Genomic DNA, 13,791 nt, shown 5'->3' with positions numbered 1-13,791 from the left:
CTGTAGAAATTTATTTATTATGAAATAATATAACTAACTGGGTAGTAGTAATATAGAGTGGAAGTTGCAATTCGAGACAAAATAGAATTAAGGTGATTAGTTTGAATCAAACAAGTAGAATTATTGAAGATGTGAAACGTGAAAAACAACGAGATGACAAAATTTTTAAAGGCGTTACGTTTGAAGTAAGAACTGAACAAGTAATTATGTTTTTTAATTATGAAGAGATTGTTGATACACAAAATGAAGATCAATATTTTATTAAACATAATCACGACCCAGAATTTATTGATATCCAAGAATTAAATGCGTTAAAGCAAAATTTAGATGAATTACATATATCTTATAGTGAAAGACGCGACGATTTTATGTAAACGTAAAGAGAGCAATTACTAGATGTAATTGCTCTCTCTTTTTTATTAAACTTCAACAGCATCTTCATGAGGTTGTAGTGGATTGTTTTGATCGATGTGATCATAAAACATAACCCCGTTAACATGATCAATTTCGTGTTGAACTACTATTGCAGGATAGCCTTTAAGTCTTAATTTTACTTCTTTACCATCTATATCTGTTGCTTTTACCGTAATTCTAAATTTACGATGAACTAAACCAGGTATATTTTCGTCGACGCTTAGACAACCTTCGCCTGTCGGTAAATAAGCTTCTTGAACACTATGACTCATAATTTTAGGATTAACTAAAGTTAAGTCATATGATTTGCCATTGCCATCATCAGGAAGATAAACAGCAATCATTTTTTTTGAAACATTGATTTGAGGTGCGGCTAATCCGACACCTGAGCGTAGCCCATATTTGTTAGCTGTTTCTTCATCTTGACTGTTAATTAAAAATTCACGCATTGATTTTAATGTTGAGCGATCTTCATCCGACAATGGCAATTCAACATCTTTAGCTTTTTCACGCAAAGTTGGATGTCCGTCTCTAATTATGTCTTTCATTGTTAACATTTACTTACACCTTCCTTATTATCACTATACCAAATTTGAATCATTAAAATACAGTAATCTATTTGATTTATAATATAATATTATATAATATAACACACACGTAGAGGAGGAATTAGCTTAATATGAAATTAAAACAAGGAATCGGTGTCGCATTAGCTTCGACAGTTCTATTAGCTGGTTGTACTACCGATAAAGGCGAAATGAAAGCGTATAATAAACAAATTCAAAAAGCTTTTGACGACGAAAAATCAATTAACACTTCTAGTAAAAAACTAAATGATCTTGAACAGAAGAAAAATAAATTAGTGCAAAGTTTAAAAGGAAAAGACGAAGATAAAGAAAAAGATATCGCTAAAAAAGTAATAGATAATACAAAAGAAAGACAACAAACATTCAAAGAAGAAGAAAATGCTATGGACAAATCTCATCAAGATTATAAAAAAGCCTCTAAACATATTGATAAAATAGGCAATAGTAAAAAACAACGTGAAGTTAAACAATTAGATAGCGCATTAAAAGAAAAATATGAAGCACATGATAAATACGCAGATGCATATAAAAATGTAATGAATAAAGAAAAAGATATGTTTGAATATGCTTCGAAAGGTCAACCTTCACAAGGTGAAATTGATAAAAAATCACAGGCGATTTCAGGTGCGTATAAAGATATGAATAAACAATTCAAAAATTATTCCAATGCAATGAAAAAAGTTAAAGAAGAAAAACAAGATGTCGATAATTTAATATAATATAAGTTGCGAATAATACGAGAAAAATGATTGCGCTTACATTTATGGTGGGAAATGACGCTATGTGACACATTTTATCCACTAGTACAGTTGTATATAATATATTGGTACAGTTTCAGAACTGTACCTTTTTGTAGTAGAACAGAACTTTTTTAAATTGTTTAACAGTGAAACAGTTTTGTGATACAATGTGAAAGGATAAAATGAATTTCTATTATACGGGAAAGGTATGGTGAATTGAATGGCTCCGAAATTACAAGCCCAATTCGATGCAGAGAAAGTATTAAACGATACTCAATCTCAGTTTGAAATGATTCAAATTTTGGATGAAGACGGTAATGTTGTTAATAACGATTTAGTACCAGATTTATCAGATGAACAATTCGTTGAATTAATGGAGAGAATGGTTTGGACACGTATTCTTGACCAACGTTCTATTTCATTAAACAGACAAGGACGTTTAGGTTTCTACGCTCCTACTGCAGGACAAGAAGCTTCTCAATTAGCTTCACAATACGCATTAGAGAAAGAAGACTTTATTTTACCTGGTTACCGTGACGTACCACAATTAATTTGGCACGGTTTACCTTTAACTGAAGCATTCTTATTCTCAAGAGGACACTTCAAAGGAAATCGTTTCCCAGAAGGTGTAAATGCATTAAGCCCACAAATTATTATCGGTGCACAGTATGTTCAAACTGCTGGTGTAGCACTAGGTATAAAAAAACGTGGTAAAAATGCTGTTGCAATTACTTATACTGGTGACGGTGGTTCTTCACAAGGTGACTTCTACGAAGGTATTAACTTTGCTTCTGCTTATAAAGCACCTGCAATTTTTGTTATTCAAAATAATAACTATGCAATCTCTACACCACGTAGTAAACAAACAGCTGCAACTTCACTTGCTCAAAAAGGTATTGCTGTAGGCATTCCAGGACTACAAGTCGATGGTATGGATGCATTAGCAGTATATCAAGCTACTAAAGAAGCTCGTGACCGTGCAGTCAATGGTGAAGGCCCAACGCTTATCGAAACTATGACTTATCGTTATGGTCCACATACAATGGCAGGAGATGACCCAACTAAATATCGTACTTCTGATGAAGATTCTGAATGGGAGAAAAAGGATCCATTAGTCCGTTTTAGAAAATTCTTAGAAAATAAAGGTTTATGGTCTGAAGATAAAGAAAACGAAGTTATTGAGCGCGCTAAATCAGAAATTAAAGCAGCGATTAAAGAAGCAGACAACACACCGAAACAAACTGTTACAGATTTAATGGAAAACATGTACGAAAGCATGCCTCAAAACTTAGCAGAGCAATATGAAATTTATAAAGAGAAGGAGTCGAAGTAACCCATGGCACAAATGACAATGGTTCAAGCGATTAACAATGCGCTTAAAACTGAATTACAAAACGACGAGAACGTTTTACTTTTCGGTGAAGACGTTGGTGTTAATGGTGGGGTTTTCCGTGTAACTGAAGGGTTACAAAAAGAATTCGGCGAAGACCGTGTTTTCGATACACCATTAGCAGAATCAGGTATCGGTGGTTTAGCATTAGGTTTAACTTTAGAAGGGTACCGTCCTGTAATGGAAATCCAATTCTTAGGTTTCGTATTTGAAGTCTTTGATGCTGTAGCGGGTCAAATTGCTCGTACTCGTTTCCGTTCTGGTAACTCAAAAAGTGCACCAGTAACTATCCGCGCGCCATTTGGTGGTGGTGTACATACACCTGAATTGCACGCAGATAACTTAGAAGGTATTTTAGCTCAATCTCCTGGATTAACAGTTGTAATTCCTTCAAACCCATACGATGCTAAAGGATTATTAGTTTCAGCAATTAGAAGCAATGACCCAGTCGTATTTTTAGAACATATGAAATTATATCGCTCATTCCGTGATGAAGTACCTGAAGAAGAGTATACTGTTGAAATTGGTAAAGCCAATGTAAAACAAGAAGGTACGGATTTAACAATCATTGCATACGGTGCAATGGTACAAGAATCACTTAAAGCTGCGGAAGAATTAGAAAAAGATGGACATTCAGTTGAAGTCATTGACTTACGTACTGTTCAACCAATCGATATCGAAACACTTGTTGCATCAGTTGAAAAAACTGGCCGTGCAGTAGTAGTACAAGAAGCTCAACGCCAAGCTGGTGTTGGTGCAACAGTTGCTTCAGAATTAGCAGAACGTGCTATCTTATCATTAGAAGCACCAATCGCTCGTGTTGCTGCAGCAGATACTGTATATCCATTTACACAAGCTGAAAATGTTTGGTTACCTAACAAAAATGATATCTTAGAAAAAGCTAAAGCAACATTAGAATTCTAATTAATACACTAGTCAGAAGTAGTTGAATGCAAATTTCTCTACTTCTCTCTAATGTTTTATAAATGAAATATGTTAAGCTATGTTTAGTACATAGTAAAATTCCACACAATAACTTAAATTGAAATCTTAGGAGGACAAAAACGTGGCATTTGAATTTAAATTACCCGACATTGGTGAAGGTATCCACGAAGGCGAAATCGTAAAATGGTTTGTTAAAGCTGGAGATCAAATCGAAGAAGACGATGTATTAGCAGAAGTACAAAATGATAAATCAGTTGTTGAAATTCCATCACCTGTAAGCGGTACAATTGAAGAAGTATTAGTAGACGAAGGTACAGTTGCAGTAGTTGGTGACACAATTGTTAAAATCGATGCACCTGACGCTGAAGAAATGACTTTCAAAGGTAGCGATAGCGATGAAAGTGCGTCACAATCATCAGAATCATCTGACGATAGTAAAGAAGAAGCTGCTACTGAATCTAAGACAGCATCTTCTGAAGAAGATGTAGACGATAACAAACGAGTTAAAGCGATGCCATCTGTACGTAAATATGCACGTGAAAATGGCGTTAACATTAAAGCAGTATCAGCTACTGGTAAAAATGGTCGCATAACTAAAGAAGATATCGATGCTCACTTAAATGGTGGACAAGCTGCTTCTGAAAGTACTGAAACTCAAGGTACTGAAGAATCTGCAAGTGCAGTACAATCAGCACCAACTGCTACTGAAGGCGAGTTCCCAGAAACTACAGAAAAAATCCCAGCTATGCGTAAAGCGATTGCTAAAGCAATGGTTAACTCTAAGCATACTGCACCTCACGTAACATTAATGGATGAAATTGATGTTCAAGATTTATGGGATCACCGTAAGAAATTCAAAGAAATTGCTGCTGAACAAGGTACTAAATTAACTTTCTTACCTTATGTTGTTAAAGCATTAGTTTCTGCATTGAAAAAATATCCAGCATTAAATACTTCATTTAACGAAGAAGCTGGCGAAATTGTACACAAACACTATTGGAACATTGGTATTGCGGCAGATACTGACAGAGGCTTATTAGTACCTGTTGTTAAAAATGCTGACCGTAAATCTATTTTCCAAATTTCTGATGAAATTAATGAACTAGCTGTTAAAGCTCGTGATGGTAAATTAAGTTCTGACGAAATGAAAGGTGCTACATGTACAATTAGTAATATCGGTTCAGCTGGTGGACAATGGTTCACACCAGTAATTAATCACCCAGAAGTTGCTATCCTAGGAATTGGTCGCATTGCACAAAAACCTATCGTTAAAGATGGTGAAATTGTAGCAGCGCCAGTATTATCATTATCATTAAGTTTCGACCACAGACAAATTGATGGTGCTACTGGACAAAATGCGATGAACCATATTAAACGATTATTAAATAATCCAGAATTATTATTAATGGAGGGGTAAAACATGGTAGTTGGAGATTTCCCAATTGAAACTGATACTATTGTCATTGGAGCAGGACCAGGGGGTTATGTTGCAGCAATTCGCGCAGCACAATTAGGTCAAAAAGTAACAATCGTAGAAAAAGGTAATTTAGGTGGCGTATGTCTTAATGTTGGATGTATTCCTTCAAAAGCTTTATTACACGCTTCTCACCGTTACAGTGAAGCACAACATTCTGAAAACTTAGGTGTTATCGCTGAAAGCGTATCACTTAAATTTGACAAAGTTCAAGAATTCAAAGAATCAGTTGTTAACAAATTAACTGGTGGCGTTGAAGGACTATTAAAAGGTAATAAAGTTGAAATTGTAAAAGGTGAAGCGTATTTCGTTGATAATAACAGCTTACGTGTTATGGACGATAAGAGCGCTCAAACATACAATTTCAAAAATGCTATTATTGCTACTGGTTCTAGACCAATTGAAATTCCTAATTTTAAATTTGGTAACCGTGTTATCGATTCAACAGGCGCATTAAACTTACAAGAAGTTCCTGGTAAACTTGTTGTTGTTGGTGGCGGTTATATCGGATCTGAACTCGGTACAGCATTTGCTAACTTTGGTTCTGAAGTTACTATTTTAGAAGGTGCTAAAGACATTTTAGGCGGTTTCGAAAAACAAATGACTCAACCTGTTAAAAAAGGTATGAAAGAAAAAGGTGTCGAAATCGTTACTGAAGCAATGGCTAAATCAGCTGATGAATCAGAAAATGGCGTAACTGTAACATACGAAGTTAATGGTGAAGAACAAAGTATTGAAGCAGACTACGTATTAGTTACTGTAGGCCGTCGTCCAAATACAGACGAATTAGGCCTAGAAGAACTTGGCTTAAAATTTGCTGATCGTGGATTATTAGAAGTAGACAAGCAAAGCCGTACTTCTATCGATAATATCTTTGCAATTGGTGATATCGTACCTGGTTTACCATTAGCCCATAAAGCAAGTTACGAAGCTAAAGTTGCAGCTGAAGTAATCGCTGGAGAAGCTTCTGAAGTAGATTATATTGGTATGCCTGCAGTATGTTTCACTGAGCCAGAATTAGCTCAAGTAGGTTATACAGAAGACCAAGCTAAAGAAGAAGGATTACAAGTTAAAGCTTCTAAATTCCCATTCGCAGCTAACGGTCGTGCGTTATCATTAGACGATACGACTGGTTTCGTAAAATTATTAACACTTAAAGAAGACAACACTTTAGTAGGTGCTCAAGTTGTAGGTACTGGTGCTTCTGATATTATTTCTGAATTAGGTTTAGCTATCGAATCAGGAATGAATGCTGAAGATTTAGCATTAACAGTACATGCTCACCCTACATTAGGTGAAATGTCAATGGAAGCTGCTGAAAAAGCATTAGGTTTACCTATTCATACTATGTAATCATCAGCTTACATTTTTAGAGTTAATAGAGTCTGGATATAATATTTATCTCCAGACTCTATTTTTATATAGACAGTAGATGACTGAATTGAAACTGTGCTTGTATCAAGTTTCATTTAACTCAAGTCATCATTGCCGGGAGCGGGGACTAATAAATCTTCTTATACAAATAAGATTTCTGTCCCGCTCCCTTACTTATTAGAGGAGGGTGAAAATGGAATATCATTATCCTATTGATTTAGAGTGGACTAACGATGAAATGGTAGCCGTCGTTACTTTTTTTAATGCTATTGAATCTTTTTATGAACAACAAGTAGAAAGAGACTACCTTATTGAGCAATATCGTATATTTAAAAAGATTGTCCCTGGAAAGGCAGAAGAAAAGCAAATCTTTAAAGAGTTCGAAAAAGGTAGCGGCTATAATAGTTATAAAGCAGTAAAATATGCACAAGAAAATCCAGATGAAAAAAATATATCTGCAAATCAAAAATAACTATTGTTATTTGAGCTATATTTTGATATTTTTATTAAGCATTAAACAAAAAGTTTGATAAAAGTAAACAAAATATAGCTTTTTTATTTAGTAATTTATACTGGAAGACATACAACTTGATGGGTGAGTACAATGAATATTGGAACAAAACTTAAAAATTTACGTAAGATTAAAAACTTAACACAAGAAGAATTGGCCGAACGCACTGATTTATCTAAGGGCTACATTTCCCAAATTGAAAGTCAACATGCTTCACCAAGTATGGATACTTTTTTATCAATTTTAGAAGTGCTAGGAACTTCTCCAAGTGAGTTTTTTAAACAAAAACAAGAAGAAAAAATCTTATATCCACAAGAATCACAAGTTGTTTATGACGAATATGATAAGGGTTATATTTTAAATTGGTTAGTCACTCAATCTAATGAATTCGATATGGAACCATTAATGCTGACGTTAAAACCACAAGCAACTTATAAAAATTTTAATCCATCTAACTCTGATACTTTTATTTTTTGTAGTGAAGGAGCAATAACGTTAGAACTAGGAGAAAAAATTTTTCGAGCACAACAGGGAGATGCGTTATATTTTAAAGCAAGTGACAAACATAGGTTGTTTAATTGTAGTGAACATACAGCGAAAGCAATCATCGTTGCTACTGCATCATATTTATAGGAGGACAAGAAATGAAGCCGTTACTATCTTTTAAATCTGTCAGTAAAGGTTATAATGACGAACAAATTTTAAATGAAATAGATATAGACATTGAATCAGGCTTTTTTTATACCTTATTAGGGCCTTCAGGTTGCGGAAAAACTACAATTCTTAAATTAATTGCAGGCTTCGAACAACCAGATAGTGGAGATATTATTTATCAAGATAAAGCTATGACAAATATTGCTGCGAATAAGCGTAAAGTAAACACAGTATTTCAAGATTACGCTCTATTTCCACATTTAAACGTGTTTGAAAATATCGCATTTGGATTGAAATTGAAAAAAATGAGTAAGCCAAAGATTGAAGTTAAAGTAAAAGAAGCTTTGAAATTGGTCAAATTAGATGGTTATGAAAATAAACGCATTGATGATATGAGTGGAGGACAAAAACAACGTGTTGCCATTGCACGAGCGATTGTTAATGAGCCTGAAATACTATTGTTAGATGAATCATTGTCTGCTCTAGATTTAAAATTACGTACAGAAATGCAATATGAATTAAGAGAAATACAATCTCGATTAGGTATTACATTTATTTTTGTCACTCATGATCAAGAAGAGGCATTAGCGTTAAGTGATTATATTTTTGTTATGAAAGATGGCAAAATTCAACAATTCGGCACACCTATTGATATATATGATGAACCAGTTAATAGATTTGTTGCGGATTTTATTGGTGAGTCTAATATTGTTAAAGGGACAATGCAATGTGACTATGTTGTTAATATCTATGGCCAAGATTTTGATTGCGTGGATATGGGGATCCCATCGGGGAAAAATGTTGAAGTAGTTATACGACCTGAAGACATTTCTTTAATAGAAGCTGAACAAGGTTTGTTTGAAGTGACGGTTGATTCAATGTTATTTAGAGGTGTACATTACGAAATTTGTTGTATAGATAGAAAAGGTTACGAATGGGTAATACACACGACTAAAAAAGCTGAGATTGGTAGCAAAGTAGGTCTTTATTTTGATCCAGAGGCTATACATATAATGGTGCCTGGTGAAAGTGAAGAAGAATTCGATAAACGAATCGAAAGTTATGAGGAGCAAGACAATGCGTAAAATATCTAACTTTTTATTCATTCCATATTTGTTATGGATGGTGTTATTTATCATTGTACCGGTAATACTGCTTGTATATTTTTCCTTTATCGATATTAATGGTCATTTTAGCTTTAGTAATTATAAACAAATAATGTCTATGAAGTATTTATCAATGATTTGGGACTCAGTAATTTACGCATTAGCAATTACAGTATTGACGCTACTCGTTAGTTATCCTGCTGCGTATTTTATTAAAGCCTCCAAAAATCAAAACTTATGGTTACTGATACTCATTATTCCTACTTGGATAAATTTACTACTGAAGACTTATGCATTTATTGGACTTTTCAGTCATGATGGTATTATAAATCAACTGTTAAATATACTACATTTACCTAAAGCGCATTTATTATTTACTGCGCCAGCATTTCTAATTGTAGCTACTTATATTTATATACCATTTATGATTTTACCTATCTTCAATAGTATGAAAGACATTCCAAATAACTTGTTGCAAGCCGCTAAAGATTTAGGTGCAAGTCCTTTTACAACGTTTCGTAAAGTGATTTTGCCTTTAACAAAGCAAGGGATACTGACAGGTATTCAAGTTACCTTTATCCCTGCATTATCTTTATTTATGATTACTAGATTAATTGCAGGCAATAAAGTTATTAATATTGGTACTTCTATTGAAGAACAATTTTTAGTAATTCAAAATTATGGTATGGGGTCAACGATCGCATTATTCCTAATCGTCTTTATGGCCTTTATATTAGTGATTACGAATTCTAAATCATCGAACGGAAAAGGGTGAATCAAATGAAATGGTATGGCAAACTTTATATAGGAATTTTAACTGCATTATTATATGCCCCAATCATTTTTCTAATGATTTATTCTTTTAATTCAGCAGGGAATATGATTCATTTCGATGGTTTTACGTTAGAACATTATAAATCATTATTTCAAAATGATAGATTGATGTCGGTTATATTTAATACGATAGCAGTTGCATTAATTGCAGCTTCCATATCAACAATAATTGGGACAATGGGTGCTATAGCACTTTATCACTTAAGAAATAAAAAGATGAAGGTATCACTATTAACATTAAATAATGTGTTAATGGTGTCATCTGATGTAGTTATAGGTGCTTCATTTTTAATTATGTTTACAGCTATAGGCCATATCACCGGCTTAGGTCTAGGATTCACGACCGTGTTGGTATCACATATTGCATTCTGTATACCCATTGTAGTTATTATTGTATTACCGAGACTTTATGAAATGAATGACAATATGCTTCATGCGGCTCGCGATTTAGGTGCTAATGAGTACCAAGTGTTAAGTCATATTATGTTGCCACAATTGTTACCCGGCATTTTAGGCGGCTTCTTCATGGCATTAACATACTCACTAGATGATTTTACTGTTAGTTTTTTCGTAACAGGAAATGGATTCAGTGTATTATCCGTTGAAGTTTATGCTATGGCAAGAAAAGGGATAAGCATGGAAATAAACGCTATTTCGACCTTGTTATTCGTCGTTATTGTAATAGGTGTTGTTGGCTACTATTTTGTTCAACACATGATAAGACGCAAACAACAGAGTAAGCGAGGTGTACAATAATGAAACGTGTATTACAATTAGTTATTGTTGCTATCGTCATTGGCTTGCTTTGCTTATACATTAGTCATAAATTTACTGCGAAAGATAAATCTAAAAGTGGCGAAAAGATTAATGTCTATAACTGGGGTGAATATATCGACCCAGCGCTTATTAAAAAGTTTGAAAAAGAAACGGGTATTAAAGTAGTATATGAAACTTTTGATTCAAATGAAGCTATGGAAGCAAAAATTCGTAACGGTGGTACGAATTACGATGTTGCCTTTCCAAGTGAATATACCGTTCAGAAAATGAAACGAGAAAATTTATTGTTACCACTCGATCACGAAAAGATACCCAATATGAAAAACTTAGATAACAATTATTTGGATATGCCTTTTGATAGAAATAATAAATATTCTGTACCATATTTCTTTGGAACGGTAGGTATCGTCTATAACAAAAAAGCATATCCACATGATGACTTTAGTTCTTGGCAAAGTCTTTACAAGAAAAAGTATGCAAATGATATACTATTAGTAGATGGCGCTCGAGAAATTATGGGTCTGTCGCTCAATAAATTAGGTTATAGTTTGAACGATAAAAATCCACAACATTTAATTGAAGCACAACAAGATTTAACACACTTAGCACCACAAATTAAAGGTGTCGTTGGTGATGAAATAACAATGATGTTGGAGCAACATGAAGCTAACATAGCTGTCGTTTGGAGCGGAGTGGCTGCACCAATCGTTCAAGATAGTAATGAATTTGATTACGTCGTTCCTAAAGAGGGGTCTAATTTATGGTTCGATAATATGGTTATTCCTAAGACGGTACAAAATAAAGAAGGCGCCTATAAATTTATGAATTTCTTATTAAATGAGCGGAATAACAAACAAAATACTGAATGGGTCGGGTATGCAACACCGAATAAAGCAGCTAGAAATAAATTACCGGACGATATTAAAAATGATAATCGATTTTATCCATCTAAAAAGGAACAACACAAATTAGAAGTTTATCAAGATTTAGGTAAACAAACATTAAGCGATTATAATGAAAGATTTTTAAACTTCAAAATGTCATTAAAATAGATGACAGTTAGTAGTTATTTTTGCTATAGTTCGATATAATGGGTTGACTAGTAATGTAAGGAGTTGTAAGTACATGTCAGGAGAGCAATTTACGCAAGTTAGACGTCCTGTAAGTCGATTAACAGAAAAAGTGCTAGGATGGTTAAGTTGGATTTTCTTACTACTTTTAACCATTGCTACAATGTTTATCGCACTCGTATCATTTAGTAGTGATACATCAATACAAAGACTTGAGAGTTCATTGAATGCGAATGAATTTGCACAACAAATTTTCACTAATAACAATTTAAACACAACACAAGCAGTTATTTGGTTACAAAATGGAGTATGGGCGATTATTGTATATTTAATAATCTGCTTATTAATTTCGTTTTTAGCCTTAATTTCAATGAATATTAGAATTTTATCAGGATTCTTATTCTTAATTGCTACCATTGTTACTTTACCTTTAATGGTATTATTTGTTCCATTAATTATTCCTGTATTATTCATCATAGTTGCAATTATGATGTTCGCAAGAAAAGATAAGGTTGAAACAGTACCTGCATATTACGACAATGGATATTATGATAGAGATGCTCAATCTAGACATGGTTATGATAAAGAGTCAGCACAAAATGATTATAAGCAACGTAAAAGTAATCAAGAAACAAGCCGTTATCAACCAGCTGATGAGCCAAGTACAATGCGTAGAAACGCTGATGAAAATACGACAGTTGATCAACAAAGTACAGCTTCAGATGAAGAAGAAACTAAAGATTATAATTCATTGCGTAGAGGCGGTTATAGTTCTGAAGTAGCAAGGCAAGTAAATGGTGATCCTAACGCTGAGGAAGAGCCACAAGTGCTTTCAAGACAAGCTAAATACAATTATAAAAATAAACAACACCCAGAGGTTGAAGTTCCTCAAGAAGATGAAAATGCTGAAGCAGATTACCAACGTGGACCTTCTCAAGAAGAGTTAGAACGTCAAGAAGCAGAACGTCAACAACAACAAGAAGAAGAGGCAAGACGTAAACGAGAAGAAGCAGAAGAAAAAGCACGTCTTAAACAAGAACGTGCCGAAGAAAAATCAAAAATTAAACAAGAGAAAAAAGAACTAAGAAAACGCATGAAAGAAAAACGTAAGCAACAACCGAGTGCTGTAAATCAACGTCGTATGAATTATGAAGAACGTAAGAAAATGACATCTCATGATGACGTAGAGACAGAAAAAGAAGTTACAGCCAAAGCTTCTGACAACCAAGATACTACAACTACAGACGAAAAAGAAAAATAATATAGAAGTATTTGAAATACAATATTTCTAATTATAGTTAAACGTCAATTTCTGTTGAAATTGACGTTTAACTTTTATGAGATAGAAGCACTATAGATCATTTATAACTTTAAAGATTAGACGGCGTATCGATTAAAGATTTATTTTTTGGAAAGCATATAAAATTAAACTGTAATGTAGATAAAAGAGAGCCTAGGACATAAAGTTCTTGGACAAGTGAAAAAAGGTAATTTCTATTGAAATAATATAGAAATTGCCTTTTTTATAATTCTGTTGATCATATACAACTTGTTGAGATGCTACTTGTCATATAGTAAGTGGCATTAATACAAATCCAAGTTCTCTTTTGACTTTATCTATTTCTCGAACGGATATTCAAGCGAAACCCGAAATCGCTTTCATAAATACCAAAACAGGTTCTCCATCAATTTTTGCTTTGACTTTAGATAATTTTTGTTTCCGTTTCAAAAAGCTTTTTGTTGCTGTGATCTTTAAAATATACTGAGTTATAATTTTCGTTCATTTTTATATTTGTTTTTGAGTAGAATTGCATACATTGATTTTTACGACAGGAGCTTTAATTTTTAAAGTATTTCAATGCAAAAGTATATATAATTACAAAGTATTTTGGCGGGACTCTTGAGTGAACCGGAC

Annotated in this window: 14 protein-coding genes and 1 pseudogene; 13 read left to right on the top strand and 2 right to left on the bottom strand. The window is 33.6% G+C overall.

Annotated elements, in window-relative coordinates; all coding sequences use genetic code 11:
• The first annotated feature begins 101 nt into the window (after window positions 1–101).
• A complete protein-coding gene (locus RPL90_RS11855; RefSeq protein ID WP_313549957.1) occupies window positions 102–374 on the top strand; it encodes a hypothetical protein in 273 nt (90 codons plus the stop codon).
• A 45-nt stretch (window positions 375–419) separates the two neighbouring features.
• On the opposite strand, the gene def is transcribed toward RPL90_RS11855, so the two are convergent.
• Entirely contained in the window at window positions 420–971 is a 552-nt protein-coding gene (gene def / locus RPL90_RS11850; protein WP_313549954.1) for a peptide deformylase, read from the bottom strand.
• Window positions 972–1,093: 122 nt separating this feature from the next.
• Here def and RPL90_RS11845 point away from each other — a divergent pair, with 122 nt between their 5' ends.
• The 12 genes from RPL90_RS11845 to auxB all read left to right on the top strand — a co-directional run bounded on the left by RPL90_RS11845 (window position 1,094) and on the right by auxB (window position 13,137).
• Window positions 1,094–1,720, top strand: a complete 627-nt coding sequence (locus tag RPL90_RS11845; RefSeq protein ID WP_313549951.1) for a YkyA family protein — start codon at window positions 1,094–1,096, stop codon at window positions 1,718–1,720.
• Between the two features lie 241 nt (window positions 1,721–1,961).
• The gene (gene pdhA, locus RPL90_RS11840; protein WP_313549948.1) at window positions 1,962–3,074 is read left to right on the top strand and encodes a pyruvate dehydrogenase (acetyl-transferring) E1 component subunit alpha; all 1,113 of its coding nucleotides are present in this window, start codon (window positions 1,962–1,964) and stop codon (window positions 3,072–3,074) included.
• A gap of 3 nt (window positions 3,075–3,077) precedes the next feature.
• On the top strand, window positions 3,078–4,055 hold the full coding sequence (locus RPL90_RS11835; RefSeq protein ID WP_061854968.1) for an alpha-ketoacid dehydrogenase subunit beta: 978 nt from the start codon (window positions 3,078–3,080) through the stop codon (window positions 4,053–4,055).
• 142 nt (window positions 4,056–4,197) lie between these two features.
• Entirely contained in the window at window positions 4,198–5,493 is a 1,296-nt protein-coding gene (locus tag RPL90_RS11830) for a dihydrolipoamide acetyltransferase family protein (protein ID WP_313549943.1), read from the top strand.
• Between the two features lie 3 nt (window positions 5,494–5,496).
• Entirely contained in the window at window positions 5,497–6,903 is a 1,407-nt protein-coding gene (gene lpdA / locus RPL90_RS11825) for a dihydrolipoyl dehydrogenase (protein WP_195718341.1), read from the top strand.
• A gap of 214 nt (window positions 6,904–7,117) precedes the next feature.
• Window positions 7,118–7,396, top strand: coding sequence for a UPF0223 family protein (locus RPL90_RS11820; RefSeq protein WP_313549935.1), 279 nt, complete (start codon window positions 7,118–7,120; stop codon window positions 7,394–7,396).
• A gap of 132 nt (window positions 7,397–7,528) precedes the next feature.
• Complete coding sequence (locus tag RPL90_RS11815; RefSeq protein WP_313549932.1) at window positions 7,529–8,068, top strand: helix-turn-helix domain-containing protein; 540 nt, start codon at window positions 7,529–7,531, stop codon at window positions 8,066–8,068.
• A gap of 11 nt (window positions 8,069–8,079) precedes the next feature.
• Window positions 8,080–9,174, top strand: coding sequence for an ABC transporter ATP-binding protein (locus tag RPL90_RS11810; protein ID WP_313549930.1), 1,095 nt, complete (start codon window positions 8,080–8,082; stop codon window positions 9,172–9,174).
• A complete protein-coding gene (locus RPL90_RS11805) occupies window positions 9,167–9,970 on the top strand; it encodes an ABC transporter permease (protein WP_313549927.1) in 804 nt (267 codons plus the stop codon). Before RPL90_RS11810 ends, RPL90_RS11805 begins: the two co-directional genes overlap by 8 nt.
• Before the next feature lie 5 nt (window positions 9,971–9,975).
• Window positions 9,976–10,785, top strand: coding sequence for an ABC transporter permease (locus RPL90_RS11800; RefSeq protein ID WP_313549924.1), 810 nt, complete (start codon window positions 9,976–9,978; stop codon window positions 10,783–10,785).
• Window positions 10,785–11,858 (top strand): ABC transporter substrate-binding protein, encoded by a 1,074-nt coding sequence (locus RPL90_RS11795; RefSeq protein WP_313549921.1) that lies wholly within the window; start codon window positions 10,785–10,787, stop codon window positions 11,856–11,858. The genes RPL90_RS11800 and RPL90_RS11795 overlap by 1 nt, the downstream gene beginning before the upstream one ends.
• A gap of 73 nt (window positions 11,859–11,931) precedes the next feature.
• Window positions 11,932–13,137, top strand: coding sequence for a lipoteichoic acid stability factor AuxB (gene auxB / locus RPL90_RS11790; RefSeq protein ID WP_313549918.1), 1,206 nt, complete (start codon window positions 11,932–11,934; stop codon window positions 13,135–13,137).
• Between the two features lie 192 nt (window positions 13,138–13,329).
• Here the strand turns inward: auxB and RPL90_RS11785 are convergent.
• Window positions 13,330–13,702 (bottom strand): annotated as a pseudogene (locus tag RPL90_RS11785) (IS5/IS1182 family transposase); the annotation flags it as partial.
• Between the last annotated feature and the right edge of the window lie 89 nt (window positions 13,703–13,791).

This window comes from Staphylococcus kloosii, from assembly GCF_032139365.1.
Taxonomy (GTDB): Bacteria; Bacillota; Bacilli; order Staphylococcales; family Staphylococcaceae; genus Staphylococcus; species Staphylococcus kloosii_A.
Note: the sequence above shows the minus strand (reverse complement) of the source record. Positions and strands in the feature narration are given on the sequence as shown.